Origin of the sequence: Bradyrhizobium sp. PUT101 (genome assembly GCF_052043945.1) — a bacterium.
Taxonomy (GTDB): domain Bacteria; phylum Pseudomonadota; class Alphaproteobacteria; order Rhizobiales; family Xanthobacteraceae; genus Bradyrhizobium.
Window position 1 is genome coordinate 3292391 of the sequence record NZ_CP197207.1, and the last position, 13589, is coordinate 3305979.

Genomic DNA, 13589 nt, shown 5'->3' on the forward strand with positions numbered 1-13589 from the left:
ATTTTCCTCGCTTTCATGGCATCTATCGCGACGCGCCGAACCACTTCGGTCCGGTCTGAATCGCCTTCTAGATTCGCCTTGCACTCAGAGTTTGCGTCGAACGCGGAGAACTGACCTTGCGTCTGATCAGGTGCCTCGCGCCCATCGCGCTGGGCCTCATGATTCTTGTCGCCGCGTATCCCGCGCGCGCGCTGGACGCCGTCAGCGTCCGCAGCGACGCGCCCGCGATCGACCTCACCGGCGTGCTCGAGCATCAGCGCAGCGATGCCGATCGCATCCAGGTCTCCACCGCGCCCGGCACCGACGGCATCGTCCGCCGCATCGAGGTGCGCGCCCGCGAAGGCGGGCAGAACTGGGTGGTGTTCGCGCTCGCCAACAATACCGACGACCAGCTCGACCGCCTGATCGTCGCCCCGCATTATCGCATCGTCTCCTCGGGGTTGCTGTGGCCCGACCTCGGCCTGTCGCGCATCGCGACCATCACGCCCTCGATCGGCGACCGCCCGGAACGTCAGGAAAGCGCCACCGCCGACGTGTTCCGCATCACGCTCGACCCCGGCGCCGTCGTCACCTTCGTCGCGGAGCTGCGCACCGACAAGCTGCCGCAGCTCTATCTGTGGGAGCCGGAATCCTACAAGGACAAGGTCAATTCCTTCACGCTCTACCAGGGCATCGTGATCGGCATTTCCGGCCTGCTTGCGCTGGTGCTGACCATCCTGTTCGTCGTCAAGGGCAGCATCATGTTCCCGGCCGCCGCGGCGCTGGCCTGGGCGGTGCTGGTCTATATCGGCGTCGATTTCGGCTTCTGGGGCAAGGTGCTCGACATGTCGAACAACGCCGAGCGCATCTGGCGCGCGGCGGGCGAGGCCATCCTTGCGGCAACGCTGCTTGTGTTCCTGTTCGCGTACCTCAATCTCAGCCGCTGGCACGTCCGCTATTCCCACATCACGATCGGCTGGCTCGCCTTCCTCGGCTCCCTGGTGGCGCTGGCGCTGTTCGATCCGGCCGTGGCCTCCGGCATCGCGCGCATCTCGCTGGTGCTGATCGCCTTCGCCGGCTTTGCGCTGATCGTCTATCTCTCCACCCACGGCTTCGACCGCGCGGTGCTCTTGATCCCGACCTGGTTCCTGCTGGTGGTCTGGGTGGTCGCGGCTGGCATGACCGTCGCCGGCTCCGTCACCAACGACATCGTCGGCCCAGCCCTGCTCGGCGGCCTCGTGCTGATCGTGATGCTGATCGGATTCACAGTGATGCAGCACGCCTTCGCCGGCGGCGGCGCCACCACCGGCATCGTCTCCGACATCGAGCGGCGGGCGCTGGCGCTCGCCGGCTCCGGCGATCTGATCTGGGATTGGGACGTGTCCGCCGACAAGGTGTTCACCAGCCCCGAGACCGAGGCCCTGCTCGGACTCAAGCGCGGCACGCTGGAAGGCCCCGCGGCGTCCTGGCTCGAGGTGCTGCATCCGCTCGACCAGGACCGTTTCCGCGCCGCGCTCGACAGTGTGCTCGACCAGCGCCGCGGCCGCCTGGTGCAGGATTTCCGCCTGCGCACGCCGGACGGTCATTTCATGTGGTTCGCGCTGAAGGCCCGTCCGGTGGTCGGCTCCGACGGCGAGGTCTCGCGCGTCGTCGGCACGCTCACCGACGTCACCGAGCTCCGCAACGCCGAGGAACGCCTGCTGCACGATTCCGTGCATGACAACCTCACCGGCCTGCCCAACCGCAAGCTGTTCATGGACCGGCTGGGTGCTGTCGCCAACTTCGCCAAGACCATGCCGACGCTGCGGCCGACGCTGATGGTGATCGATCTCGACCGCTTCAAGCAGGTCAACGATTCCGTCGGCATCGCGGTCGGCGATTCCATTCTGCTGACGCTGGCCCGCCGCCTCACCCGTATCCTGAAGCCGCAGGACACGCTGGCCCGGATGGCCGGCGACCAGTTCGGCCTGATCCTGCTCTCCGAACAGGACCCGGCCCGCATCACCGCCTTCGCCGAGACCATCCGCAAGACCATCCGCGCGCCGATCGCCTTCAACGACCGCGAGATCTTCCTGACGGCCTCGATCGGGCTGGCGCTCTCAGATCCGCAAGCACAATTGACGGACGAGATCATCAAGGACGCCGAGCTGGCGATGTATCATTCCAAGCGCATCGGCGGCGACCGCATCGACGTCTACAAGCCCGCCATGCGCGCGCGGAAGACGGATCGCCTGACGCTGGAAAGCGAGCTGCGCCGCGCCATCGAGCGGCAGGAGATCACCATCCTTTATCAGCCGATCGTGCGGCTGGAGGATCGCTCGATCGCCGGCTTCGAGGCCCTGGCGCGATGGGATCATCCGAAGCTCGGACGCATGGCGCCTTCGGAATTCATCACCATCGCGGAAGAGACTGGGCTGATCGTCGACCTCGGCATGTTCGTGCTCGACCAGACCGCAAAGCAGCTATCGGTGTGGCAGCGCGCGATGCGCTCACGCGACCCGATCTTCGCCTCCGTCAACGTGTCTTCACGGCAGTTGCTGCGCCACGATCTGATCCACGACATCCGCACCGTGCTGTCGCGCTCCTCGGTGGCGCGCGGCACGCTGAAGCTGGAGCTGACGGAATCGCTGGTGATGGAGAATCCGGAGCACGCGGCGCAGATGCTGACGCGGATCCGCGAGCTCGGCACCGGGCTGTCGCTCGACGATTTCGGCACCGGTCACTCGTCGCTGGCCTATCTCCAGCGTTTCCCCTTCGACACCATCAAGATCGACCAGTCCTTCGTGCGCACCACCAGCCGCGGCACCCGCCCGGTGATCCTGAAGTCGATCATCGCGCTCGCGCACGATCTCGGCATGGACGTGGTGGCGGAGGGCGCCGAGACCGATTCCGATGCGGTCGAGCTCTACCAGATGGGCTGCGAATACGCGCAAGGCTTCGCCTTCGGCGAGCCGATGGACGCCGATGCGGCGATGCGCCTGCTGACGGAAGTGCGGCTGGAAGCGGCGAGCTAGCTCTGTCTGCGCCGCAGATTCATCACCAGTCCAAGCCCCAGCAGCAGCGAGACCACCGCAAGACCGACCCATACCAATCCCGCCTGTTCGAGATAGACGTCCTGCGAGACCGGATCGTAGCAGCGGCCGAGTTCGTTGAAGCAGTCGCGCCAGCGCCAGTAGCGGGATTCGAAGGCGAGTGCGAATAGCAGGCCCAATCCGATCAGCGCTGTGCCAAGGATCCCCCTCAGCCAGCGCAGGATCATGCGGGGCGAATTCACCGCTTCTGCGGCTTCTGCTTCCTGAACCGCACGCTCTGACCGTCCGGCATCCGCGTCGCCACGAAGCCCGCGGCGAGGCAGGCCTCGCGTTGCGGCATCTGGATGTCGGGGCTGCGCAGGCTGTCCCACCAGGAGGCACGATGCGCCGCGCGCGGCAGCGCCACGCCGATGATCTCCTCGATCTGCTCGAAGCTCAGCACGAACTCCTCCTGCTTCTGCCGCATCAGATAGTCGCGCAACGCGTCGTAGTCGTTCACCAGCGTCCTCTCGTCCGAAGTCCCGCCCGGCCTGCCTAAAACCGTTCGACCCATACACCGATTCTTAACTCATTGCGGTAGCGCCGTCCTGCCTTAAACACTACGCAAGCTTTCAGGCGCATCCACTGGTATCGGGAGCGAACGATGCCCTTTGGATGGCGCGAAATCACGGCCCGGCGGCCGTGGCGGATTTCGGCGAAGCTGCTGATCATCTCGTCCGTGGTGACGGTGACCGGCTTCTCGGCCATCTGCGTCAATGTGATGCTGGACATGCGCCGCGGCGAGGAGGCGCTCGCTCGCCAGACGCTGGAGAACCTCGCGACCACCATCGAGTCCGACATCGGCCGCAACATCGAAATCTACGACCTTTCGCTGAAGGCGGTCGCCAGCAACATGCTGCTGCCCGAGCTCGCGACGGTCTCCAGGACGATCCGCCACCTGATCCTGTTCGACCACGCGACGACGGCCCGGCATTTCGGCGCCATCCAGGTGTTCGATGCCGAGGGCCGGCTGATCATCGATGCTTCCACGCTCGATCCCCTCACCGAGAACCGGAGCGAGGAGGACTATTTCACGGTCCACCGCGACAATCCCGGAGCCGGGCTCTTCATCAGCCGCCCGATGCTGTTCCGCAACGCCTATTCCATCGTGCTGAGCCGGCGCGTCAGCGATACCGACGGCGGCTTCCTCGGCGTCGTCGCAGGCTCGATTCGCTTCAGCTATTTCCACGAATTGTTCGAGCGGCTGAATCTCGACCCTGAAGACACCATCACCGTGCTCAAGCGCGACCGCACCATCATGATGCGGCGGCCGTTCGATCTCGACATCATCGGCACGAACCTGAACGACCGCCGGAGCTGGAAGGCCGACAATCTCCGGGTCGGCGCTTCCTATTCCGGACAGGGCCCGGTCGATCCGACGCCGCGGCTCTATGTCCGCAGCGGCGACAGCGGACCGCTGTTCGTGGTGGCGGGCAAGCCCGTGGCCGCAGTGTTCGCGCTCTGGCAGAGGGAGGCGTTCCGCATCGGCGCCGTGGTGCTGGTGCTCGCGCTGTTCGTGCTGGGATCGACGCTCGTGCTCGCGCGCGAGATCGGCCGGCGCGCCGACGCCGAGCGAAAGCTCGAGGAGATGGCGACGACGGATGCGCTCACGGGCCTGAGGAACCGCCGCAAGTTCGATATCGTCATCGACGTCGAATGGCGGCGCGCGATGCGTCAGAAGGCGCCGCTCGCGCTCCTGATGATCGATGCCGATCATTTCAAGGCCTACAACGACACGTTCGGCCATCAGGCCGGCGACCAGGTGCTGGTCGGCATCGCCATCTGCATTTCCGATTCCGTGAGCCGCGCCGGCGACTGCGCCGCCCGCTATGGCGGCGAGGAATTCGCCGTACTACTGCCGAACACCTCGCCGGACGACGCTTTCAAGGTCGCCGAGACGATCCGCCTCAAGGTGCAGGGCTGGTCCGACGATCAGGCGATTTCGACGGTCTCCTGCGGCATCGCCGGCCTCGTCCCCACCGCCGGCATGGACTGGCCGGTCCTGGTCGCCGCCGCCGACAAGGCGCTCTATGCCGCGAAAGCCGGCGGGCGCAACCAGTCGGTGGTTGCCAGCATTCCCAAGCTGTCGCTGGCGGCGTGAGGCTACTCCACGGCTGTGGTTGGGCGCGACGCAATCCGCCATACCATCGGTGTCGTCCCCGCGAACGCGGGACCATAACCACAGGGAAGGGTTCGGTGCCGAGAATCCGGCGCTATTGCCCCAGATACTTCTTCATCTCGGCGATCAGTCCGTCGCGCAATTCCGGGCGCTTCATGCCGTAGGCGATGTTGGCGCGCAGGAAGCCGGGCTTGGAGCCGCAATCATGGCGCTCGCCCTCGAACTCGACGCCGAAGAATTTCTGCGTCTTGGCAAGCCCGATCATGGCGTCGGTGAGCTGGATCTCGCCGCCGGCGCCGCGCTCCTGGGTTTCCAGGATCTTGAAGATCTCCGGCTGAAGGATGTAGCGGCCGGTGATCGAGAGATTGGAGGGCGCCGTGCCCTTGGCCGGCTTCTCGACCATGCCGTCGACCTCGAACATCTTGCCGTTGCGCTTGCCGACGCCGCAGATGCCGTATTGATGGGTCAGGTGATCGGGCACCGCCTCGACCGCGATCAGATTGGATTTCTCGCCAAGCGAGGATGCCATCTCGATCATCTGCTTCAGGCAGCCGGGCGTGTTGAGCACGAGTTCGTCGGGCAGCACCACGGCGAACGGCTCGTTGCCGACGATGTCGCGTGCGCACCAGACGGCGTGGCCGAGGCCGAGCGGCGCCTGCTGGCGGGTGAAGCTGACGGCGCCGGCCTCCGGCTGGTTCTGCGCCAGGACGTCCTGCTCGGCCTTCTTGCCGCGCGCGGCCAGCGTCGTGTCGAGTTCGAACATGCGGTCGAAATGATCCTCGATGACGCTTTTGTTACGGCCGGTGACGAAGATGAAGTGCTCGATACCAGCTTCCTTCGCCTCGTCATAGACGTACTGGATCAGCGGCTTGTCGACGATGGTCAACATTTCCTTCGGCATCGCCTTGGTGGCAGGCAGGACGCGGGTGCCGAGGCCGGCGACGGGGAATACAGCTTTGCGAATTCTCATGTGATCGATCGAATACCTGGAGACACATGTGACGGGAGCAATGTCATCTTGCTAGCCTGTTTGCAGCCGGCAACAAAGGCGGATGTGGGGCCTCGCCCCGACAGAGTTAAGAAAAAGGCCGTCACCAAAATTTCACCTTTGTTAAGCTATTGGCAACGCTAACCGGGCCTCCTGTGGCGGATTTTTTCAGGCCGACGGGTGGGACATGATGCAAACGATGGCAGGGCTGGCAAAACGGGCGGGATTTCTGACCGGCGCAGCGATGGTTGCTGCCGCTTCGCTGCTGCCGGCCTGCGCGCACGCCCAGGCGCAGAACGGCCTGTCCAACCTGTTCGGCGGGATCTTTTCCGGCTCCAATCCGGCACCTTCGCAAGCGCCGCCCGGCCCCGGCGGCGCGCAACCCTGGAGCGGCGAGGACGGCGCCTCGGGCCATCCGCTGATGACGGCCGCCGCGATCCGCGAGGCCGCGGGCAATTTCAGCAATTGCGTCGCCGCGATGTGGCCCGATGCCGCACGGCGCGGCATCACGCAGGAGAATTTTCAGCGCTTCACCGCAGGCCTTGGTCCTGACCTGCGCATCATGGACCTGATGGACTCGCAGCCGGAATTCACCAAGTCGATCTGGGACTATCTCGACATCCTGGTGAACGACAACCGCCTCGCCAGGGGCCGCGAAATTCTCGCCAAGTACAAGGCGCAGTTCGACGCCACCGAAAAGGCCACCGGCGTCGACCGCTACATCATCGCCTCGATCTGGGGCATCGAGTCCAATTACTCGACGCAGATGGGCGACCGCAGCGTGCTGCAATCGACCGCGACGCTCGCCTGCATCGGCCGCCGCCAGGCCTATTTCAAGGACGAGTTCCTCTCCGCGCTGGAGATCCTCAACCGCGGCGATCTCAGGCCTGAGCAGCTGCGCGGCTCCTGGGCCGGCGCCTTCGGCCCGACGCAGTTCATGCCGACCGCGTTCAAGCGCTTTGCGGTCGACGGCGACGGTGACGGCAGGCGCGACGTCGTCGACAATCCCACCGACCTGATCGCCTCCACCGCCAACAACCTGAAGAAGGACGGCTGGCAGCCCGGCCAGACCTGGGGCTACGAGGTCGTGGTGCCCCAGGGCTTCAACTACATGCTGGCCGACCGCGCCAAGGCGATGACGATCGCGCAATGGGAGAAGCTTGGGCTGAAGCGGGCGACCGGCCAGCCCTTCCCGCGCACGGCGGAGAAAGCCTATCTGCTGGCACCGGCCGGCGCGCAAGGACCGGGCTTCCTGATGCTGCAGAATTACCGCGTCATCATGAAGTACAACCCGGCCGAGGCCTATGCGCTGGCGATCGGCCATTTCGCCGACCGCCTGCGCGGGGGGCAGCCCTTCGTGCAGCCCTGGCCCCGCCAGGAGCGGGAGTTGGCGCGCACCGAGCGGCTGGAACTGCAGCAGCTGCTGGCCCAGCGCGGCTTCTACAAGGGCACCCCGGACGGCCAGTTCGGCGGTCAGACCCGGGAAGCCCTGCGCCACTTCCAGGCCTCGATCGGGGTGCCCGCCGACGGGTTTGCCTCATCGGACGTGCTGGACCGGCTGCGCGGGCGGTAAAATCGCGCCGAAAGTGACCCTGAGGCGGATTTTGGCAGGCACCTTGACGCCAGCGGCTGCTCCCCGGCGTATGGAGAAGAATCTGCAAAGAGAATTGCCCGTTTGCGGCCTGATTCCGTTATTATATTGAGCTACTTCCAAATCCCCTTGCGCGTGCCCGTGATCGCATGTCGAAGAAGTCCCTGTTCAAGGCGCTGACCGAGACCGGCCCGCTGATCGCGCTGGGGACGGCGCTTGCGATCCTGGTCTCGGTCGCAGGACCTGCCTCGGCGCAATTCTTCAACTTCCCCGGTTTCGGCGGCCCGCCGCAGCGCGCGGCGCCACCCCCGCCACGGGGCGGAGGTGGCGGCGGATGGTTCGGCGGCGACTTCTTCGCACCGTACCATCAGCAACAGCCGCAGGCGCCGCGCCAGGATTTTTCGCGCGCACCGGGGCCGGCCAAGCGCGACACCATCCCTGAGAAGAACGTGCTGGTGATCGGCGATGCCATGGCCGACTGGCTCGCCTATGGCCTGGAAGACGCCTACAGCGAGCAGCCCGACATGGGCGTGATCCGCAAGCACAAGACCACGTCCGGCCTCATCAAGTATCAGCCGAAGGGTGAGCCCGCGGACTGGGCGGCGGCGGCCAGGGGCATTCTCGAGACCGAAAAGCCCGACGTGATCGTCGTCATGCTCGGCCTCAACGACCGCATCGCGATCCGCGAGCCCGCCGCCGAGAAGCCGGACAAGGCCTCTGACAAGGACAAGAAGAACGACAAGGGTGCGCGCGCCAAGCCGCAAGCAAAGCCGGGTGACACCAAGCCCGGCGACGCCAAGCCCAGCGGCACCGATACCGCCGCCAAGCCCGACGACAAGCCTGCCGATGTCGACCTGCCGCAGGACGACGCCGACAATGCAGACACGCCTGCGGCCGCGCCGGAGAAGACCGCGCGCAACCCGAACGGCCTCTACGAATTCCGCGACGACCGCTGGGTCGAGCACTACGGCAAGAAGATCGAGGAGCTCGCCAACCTCCTCAAGTCCAAGGGCGTGCCCGTGCTCTGGGTCGGCCTGCCCGCAGTTCGCGGACCGAAGGGCACCGCGGACACGCTGTTCCTGGATTCGCTGTACCGTGAGGGCGCGGCCAAGGCCGGCATCACCTATGTCGACGTGTGGGACGGCTTTGTCGACGAAGCCGGCCGCTTCCTCCAGAAGGGCCCGGACTTCGAAGGCCAGATCCGTCAGCTCCGCAGCTCCGACGGCGTCTATTTCACCAAGGCCGGCGCGCGCAAGCTCGCGCACTATGTCGAGCGCGAGATCACGCGCCTGCTTGCGGGACGCTTCGGCCCGATCGCGCTGCCGAGCGAGCCCGCTACCCCCGATACCAGCGCCGAGCCGGGCAAGCCGGCGCCGCGGCCGCTGGCAGGGCCGATCGTGCCGCTGGTTGCGGCCTCGATCTCGACCGATCAATTGCTGGGTGGGCCGGGTACGCGTCCAGCTGCCGTCGATGCGCTCGCGGCCAAGACCATGGTGAAGGGTGAACCGCTGGCGGCTCCGGCCGGCCGCGCCGACGATTATGCCTGGCCGCATCGGGAGGTCGGCCGCGAGCAGGCCAAGGGCGACACGCCAATGGCCGCAACGACGCCCGACGGCGGTGCGGCTCAACGTTCGCCGGGAGCGGCCGCGGTGATCGCGCCGCCGAAGCTCGCGCCGAAGAAGCCGCAGGTCCCGCCGCAACAGCCGGCCCAGGCAACGCCCGCAGTCCGGGATTTCTTCGGCTTCGGCTCTCCGCAGCCGCGGCAATGGACGCCGGCCCCAGGGCCGCGCAATCCGAATTCCAATCCAGGGATTCCGCGCCCGCCTGCCAACGTCGGGCGATCGGCGGAGATATTCCGGTAATCTGTGTTGATTTGAGATGTCGTTCCAGGACGCGCGCAACGCGAGCCCCGGAACGACGCGGTATTGCTCGGCCCTAAATTAATAGCGCCAACGCGGCGGCGGGCGGCGCGCGGGTCGCGACATCAGGAGCGCCAGCGCGAAACCGATGCCGCCGGCGACCAGCAGCGCGCCGAGCGGGTTGTCCTGCACCTTCTGCGCGATCGCCTTCGAGCCGTCGCGGAAGGTCTCGCCGCTGTTCTCGTAGGCGTCCTTGGCGTAGCTCGCGGCGGTGTCCGTGGCATCACGCACCGCATCCTTGGCCTGGCCGTAGAGATTCTGCACCGTGCCTGCAGCTTCCCGTGCCTTGCCCGACGCCTGCGTCTTCGCATCGCCTGCGACGTCTCCGATCGCGCCTTCCGCGCGTCCGGCATATTCCTTGGCCGATCCAACAATCCGATCCGTATCCATGTTGCTCCTCCTCGGGGGGTCAACCCAAGTAACCGATCAGAAGCAGTGCAGTTCCACGGGACTAGAGAATGAGCCCGCCGTCGACGACCAGCGTCTGGCCGATGATGTAGGACGACAGCGGCGAGGCCAGGAACAGCGCCGCGCCCGCCATGTCGGCCGGCGTGCCCAATCGCCGCAGCGGGATGCGCGCGAGCGCGCCTTCGAGCCGCTTCGGATTGTCGGTCGTCACCTTCGTCATCTTGGTGTCGACGAGCCCCGGCGCGATGCCGTTGACGCGGATGCCGTCCTCGGCCCACGCCTCGCCCAGCGTCCGCGTCAATCCGACCGCGCCGGTCTTCGACGCGTTGTAGGCGGGATTGCCCATGGTGGAATGATAGGCCGCGGTCGAGGACACGATGATCAGCGAACCCTTGGAATCCCGCAACATGGAATGAAAGCGCGTCGCGCAGGCCATCAGGCTCATCAGGTTGACCTCGACCACCTTGCGAAAGCCGGCCATCTCGAACTCGCCGCGGCGATAGAGCACCGCGCCCTGCGCGAGCACGAGTACGTCGAGCCTGTCGAAGGACGGCGTGAACGCCTCGACCGCTCCGGCATTGCCGACGTCGAGCTGGGCATAGGCGAGGCCCGTGAGATCGGAGCCTGCCTCGATGGAATATTCCGCAGGCCGAGCACGCGTGCCGCAAACCGCGACATGCGCGCCTCTCGCGCGAAAAGCCTGCGCGATGCCGTTGCCGATGCCGCTGGAACCGCCGACCACCAGCACCTGCTTGCCCGAGAAATCGAGTTCGTTCGCCATCGCGGCCTCCCCTTTCGTCTTGCTTGTTTGACCTGTCTGCGGATCGATGCCAGCCTTGTCAATCACAACAAGAACAAGCACGGCGCGAGGAAAACAGCATGTCCGACTCCAGGGAGCTCAGCCGGTCCGTGAAGGGCCTCACGGTTCTCGTCACCGGCGCGGCCAGCGGCATGGGGCGCGCGACCGCGCGTGTGTTCGCCGCCGAGGGCGCGAACGTGGCCGTCACGGATTTCGACGAGCAAGGCGCGCATGCTGTCGCCAGGGAAATTGCGGCGAGCGGCGGCTCAGCAAGGGCGTGGAAGCTCGACGTCGCCGACGGCGGCGAGATCAAGCGCGTGGTCGGCGATGTCGCCGCGCATTTCGGGGCAATCGACATCGTCGTGAACAATGCCGGCATCTCCGTGCGTGTCGCGATCGACGATGAGGCCTATGAGGACGCCTGGGCCAAGGGCATCGCCGTGATGCTGACGGCGCATCCGCGCATCATCCGCGCTGCGCTGCCCCATTTGCGCAAGTCGAAGAGCCCGCGCATCGTCAACATCGCCTCGACCGAAGCGCTCGGGGCCACCGCATTGCACAGCCCATATTCGGCAGCGAAGGGTGGCGTTGCGAGCCTCACCCGCTCGCTGGCGGTGGAGCTCGGCCGCGAGGGCATCACCGTCAACTGCATCTGCCCCGGGCCGATCCGCACCGCCATCACCGACCGCATTTCCGAGGAGCACAAGACCATCTACGCCAAGCGCCGCACCGCACTCGGCCGCTACGGCGACCCCGAGGAGGTCGCGCATATGACGCTGAGCCTGTGCCTGCCGGCGGCGTCGTTCCTCACGGGCGCGGTGATCCCGGTCGATGGTGGCCTGATGGCGCGCAACGCGTGAGAGCCATGCGCTCGAAGCGTTGACAACGACTGACGCGGGAGTAGCTTTTTCGTCAACAGAGCGGGGGTAACCGCTCGCGACCCGCGGGAGAGAACGTCATGACGATCGCCATCCGGCAGCTTCAGAAGCATTTTGTCGGCGAGGTTTCCGGCCTCGACTTGCGAAAGCCTCTCACACCGGATGAAGCGCGCCAGGTCGAGGCGGCCATGGACAAATATGCGGTTCTGGTTTTCCACGACCAGGATATCAACGACGAGCAGCAGATGGCCTTCGCGCTGAATTTCGGCCGGCGCGAGGACGCGCGCGGCGGCACCGTGACCAAGGCGAAAGACTACCGGCTGCAATCCGGCCTGAACGACGTCTCCAATCTCGGCAAGGACGGCAAGCCGCTGGCGAAGGACAGCCGCACGCATCTGTTCAACCTCGGCAACTGCCTCTGGCACTCCGACAGCTCGTTCCGTCCCATCCCGGCAAAATTCTCGCTGCTGTCGGCGCGCGTGGTGAACCCGAAGGGCGGCAACACCGAATTCGCCGACATGCGCGCGGCCTATGACGCACTCGACGACGAGACCAAGGCGGAGATCGAGGACCTCGTCTGCGAGCACTCGCTGATGTATTCGCGGGGATCGCTCGGCTTCACCGAATACACCGACGAGGAGAAGGAGATGTTCAAGCCGGTGCTGCAGCGGCTGGTGCGGACCCATCCCGTCCATCGCCGCAAATCGCTGTATCTTTCGTCGCATGCCGGCAAGGTCGTCGGCATGAGCGTGCCCGAGGGCCGCTTGCTGCTGCGCGACCTGAACGAGCATGCGACGCAGCCGGAATTCGTCTATGTCCACAAATGGAAGCTGCATGACCTCGTGATGTGGGACAACCGCCAGACCATGCACCGCGTCCGCCGCTACGACCAGTCCCAGCCCCGCGACATGCGCCGGGCGACGGTGGCAGGAACCGAGCCGACGGTGCAGCAGCAGGCGGCGGAGTAGAGGCGCCACATTCCGCTGTCGTCCCGGATGTGCGAAGCGCAGATCCGTGACACATAACCACAGGACGTGGTTTGGCGAAGACTTGCAGTGACCGGCCTGCCTCGAACATCGCCCTGGGAGTATGGGTCCCGGATCTGCGCGCGCTTGTCCGGGACGACAGCAGAGGATGACGCACGACACCGGAGGATGTCGCGAGTGCGGCTATAGCGGCTACGCGTGCCCGGCCTCGTTCGAGAGCATGCCGGGATCGACGCCGATCTTCTGCAAAGCGCGGTTGTATTTGTCGTCGACGTCGTCGCCGAAAATCAGATCCGCATCCGCATCGCAATGCAACCAGCCGTTGCTCTGGATCTCGGTCTCAAGCTGTCCCGGCGCCCAGCCGGCATAGCCGAGCGCGAGAATGGCGTGCTTGGGACCGGAGCCGTGGGCGATCGCGCGCAGGATGTCGACGGTCGCGGTGAGGCAGACGCCGTCATCGATCCGCAGCGTCGCGTTCTCGATGTAGAAGTCGCTGGAATGCAGCACGAAGCCGCGGCCGGTGTCGACCGGTCCGCCCCGCAGCACCTTCATGCTTTCGGCATTCTCCGGCAGCTTGATGTGCTCGCCCTTCTTGATAATGCCGAGCTGCTGCAACAGCTCGGGGAAGTCGATGCTGCCGGCGGGGTGGTTCACGATGATGCCCATCGCTCCCTCGGCCGAATGGGCGCAGAGATAGATCACCGACCGCTCGAACCGGGAATCGCCCATCACGGGCATCGCAATCAGGAGCCGGCCGTCGAGATAACCGGCCGAATTGGGCAGTGCGGGGCCCGAGCTGCGGGTGCTTTCGCCCGTCCTCTTGCCTGTGGGAGCCATCGGTGAAGCACTCC

At 65.8% G+C, this 13589-nt stretch carries 12 protein-coding genes; 6 read left to right on the top strand and 6 right to left on the bottom strand.

Annotated elements, in window-relative coordinates:
* Positions 1 to 116: 116 nt before the first annotated feature.
* Positions 117 to 2993 (top strand): EAL domain-containing protein, encoded by a 2877-nt coding sequence (locus tag ACSHT2_RS16190; RefSeq protein ID WP_440642432.1) that lies wholly within the window; start codon positions 117 to 119, stop codon positions 2991 to 2993.
* Here ACSHT2_RS16190 and ACSHT2_RS16195 read toward each other — a convergent pair.
* Both ACSHT2_RS16195 and ACSHT2_RS16200 read right to left on the bottom strand, forming a co-directional pair.
* Positions 2990 to 3253: a hypothetical protein gene (locus tag ACSHT2_RS16195; RefSeq protein ID WP_440642433.1), complete on the bottom strand. Its 264-nt coding sequence runs from the start codon at positions 3251 to 3253 to the stop codon at positions 2990 to 2992. The two genes, ACSHT2_RS16190 and ACSHT2_RS16195, sit on opposite strands and share 4 nt — an antisense overlap.
* Complete coding sequence (locus ACSHT2_RS16200; protein ID WP_440642434.1) at positions 3250 to 3510, bottom strand: DUF7662 domain-containing protein; 261 nt, start codon at positions 3508 to 3510, stop codon at positions 3250 to 3252. Before ACSHT2_RS16200 ends, ACSHT2_RS16195 begins: the two co-directional genes overlap by 4 nt.
* A 144-nt stretch (positions 3511 to 3654) precedes the next feature.
* On the opposite strand from ACSHT2_RS16200, the gene ACSHT2_RS16205 reads away from it, so the two are divergent.
* Complete coding sequence (locus ACSHT2_RS16205) at positions 3655 to 5151, top strand: sensor domain-containing diguanylate cyclase (RefSeq protein ID WP_440642435.1); 1497 nt, start codon at positions 3655 to 3657, stop codon at positions 5149 to 5151.
* A gap of 112 nt (positions 5152 to 5263) precedes the next feature.
* Here the strand turns inward: ACSHT2_RS16205 and ACSHT2_RS16210 are convergent, their stop codons facing one another.
* Positions 5264 to 6139, bottom strand: a complete 876-nt coding sequence (locus ACSHT2_RS16210; protein ID WP_440642436.1) for a UTP--glucose-1-phosphate uridylyltransferase — start codon at positions 6137 to 6139, stop codon at positions 5264 to 5266.
* 205 nt (positions 6140 to 6344) lie between these two features.
* Between ACSHT2_RS16210 and ACSHT2_RS16215 the strand changes: the two genes are divergently transcribed.
* The gene (locus tag ACSHT2_RS16215) at positions 6345 to 7730 is read left to right on the top strand and encodes a lytic murein transglycosylase (protein WP_440642437.1); all 1386 of its coding nucleotides are present in this window, start codon (positions 6345 to 6347) and stop codon (positions 7728 to 7730) included.
* A 167-nt stretch (positions 7731 to 7897) separates the two neighbouring features.
* Positions 7898 to 9610: a DUF459 domain-containing protein gene (locus ACSHT2_RS16220; RefSeq protein WP_440642438.1), complete on the top strand. Its 1713-nt coding sequence runs from the start codon at positions 7898 to 7900 to the stop codon at positions 9608 to 9610.
* 78 nt (positions 9611 to 9688) lie between these two features.
* Here ACSHT2_RS16220 and ACSHT2_RS16225 read toward each other — a convergent pair whose 3' ends face one another.
* Together ACSHT2_RS16225 and ACSHT2_RS16230 are read right to left on the bottom strand one after the other, a co-directional pair.
* Positions 9689 to 10057 carry a CsbD family protein gene (locus tag ACSHT2_RS16225; protein ID WP_271529738.1) on the bottom strand — a complete coding sequence of 123 codons (369 nt, stop codon included), beginning with the start codon at positions 10055 to 10057 and terminating at the stop codon, positions 9689 to 9691.
* A 61-nt stretch (positions 10058 to 10118) separates the two neighbouring features.
* A complete protein-coding gene (locus ACSHT2_RS16230; RefSeq protein ID WP_440642439.1) occupies positions 10119 to 10856 on the bottom strand; it encodes an SDR family NAD(P)-dependent oxidoreductase in 738 nt (245 codons plus the stop codon).
* A gap of 98 nt (positions 10857 to 10954) precedes the next feature.
* Here ACSHT2_RS16230 and ACSHT2_RS16235 point away from each other — a divergent pair, with 98 nt between their 5' ends.
* Together ACSHT2_RS16235 and ACSHT2_RS16240 are read left to right on the top strand one after the other, a co-directional pair.
* Positions 10955 to 11734, top strand: coding sequence for an SDR family NAD(P)-dependent oxidoreductase (locus ACSHT2_RS16235; protein WP_440642440.1), 780 nt, complete (start codon positions 10955 to 10957; stop codon positions 11732 to 11734).
* A gap of 98 nt (positions 11735 to 11832) precedes the next feature.
* Positions 11833 to 12720, top strand: coding sequence for a TauD/TfdA dioxygenase family protein (locus tag ACSHT2_RS16240; RefSeq protein ID WP_440642441.1), 888 nt, complete (start codon positions 11833 to 11835; stop codon positions 12718 to 12720).
* A gap of 210 nt (positions 12721 to 12930) precedes the next feature.
* On the opposite strand, the gene ACSHT2_RS16245 is transcribed toward ACSHT2_RS16240, so the two are convergent.
* A complete protein-coding gene (locus ACSHT2_RS16245; protein WP_440642442.1) occupies positions 12931 to 13575 on the bottom strand; it encodes a YqgE/AlgH family protein in 645 nt (214 codons plus the stop codon).
* Positions 13576 to 13589 lie beyond the last annotated feature (14 nt).

Coding starts and splice junctions, on each gene's coding strand:
- ACSHT2_RS16220 (WP_440642438.1), top strand. CDS start 7,898: ATGTCGAAGAAGTCCCTGTTCAAGGCGCTGACCGAGACCGGCCCGCTG.
- ACSHT2_RS16240 (WP_440642441.1), top strand. CDS start 11,833: ATGACGATCGCCATCCGGCAGCTTCAGAAGCATTTTGTCGGCGAGGTT.
- ACSHT2_RS16205 (WP_440642435.1), top strand. CDS start 3,655: ATGCCCTTTGGATGGCGCGAAATCACGGCCCGGCGGCCGTGGCGGATT.
- ACSHT2_RS16230 (WP_440642439.1), bottom strand. CDS start 10,856: ATGGCGAACGAACTCGATTTCTCGGGCAAGCAGGTGCTGGTGGTCGGC.
- ACSHT2_RS16225 (WP_271529738.1), bottom strand. CDS start 10,057: ATGGATACGGATCGGATTGTTGGATCGGCCAAGGAATATGCCGGACGC.
- ACSHT2_RS16245 (WP_440642442.1), bottom strand. CDS start 13,575: ATGGCTCCCACAGGCAAGAGGACGGGCGAAAGCACCCGCAGCTCGGGC.
- ACSHT2_RS16235 (WP_440642440.1), top strand. CDS start 10,955: ATGTCCGACTCCAGGGAGCTCAGCCGGTCCGTGAAGGGCCTCACGGTT.
- ACSHT2_RS16210 (WP_440642436.1), bottom strand. CDS start 6,139: ATGAGAATTCGCAAAGCTGTATTCCCCGTCGCCGGCCTCGGCACCCGC.
- ACSHT2_RS16215 (WP_440642437.1), top strand. CDS start 6,345: ATGATGCAAACGATGGCAGGGCTGGCAAAACGGGCGGGATTTCTGACC.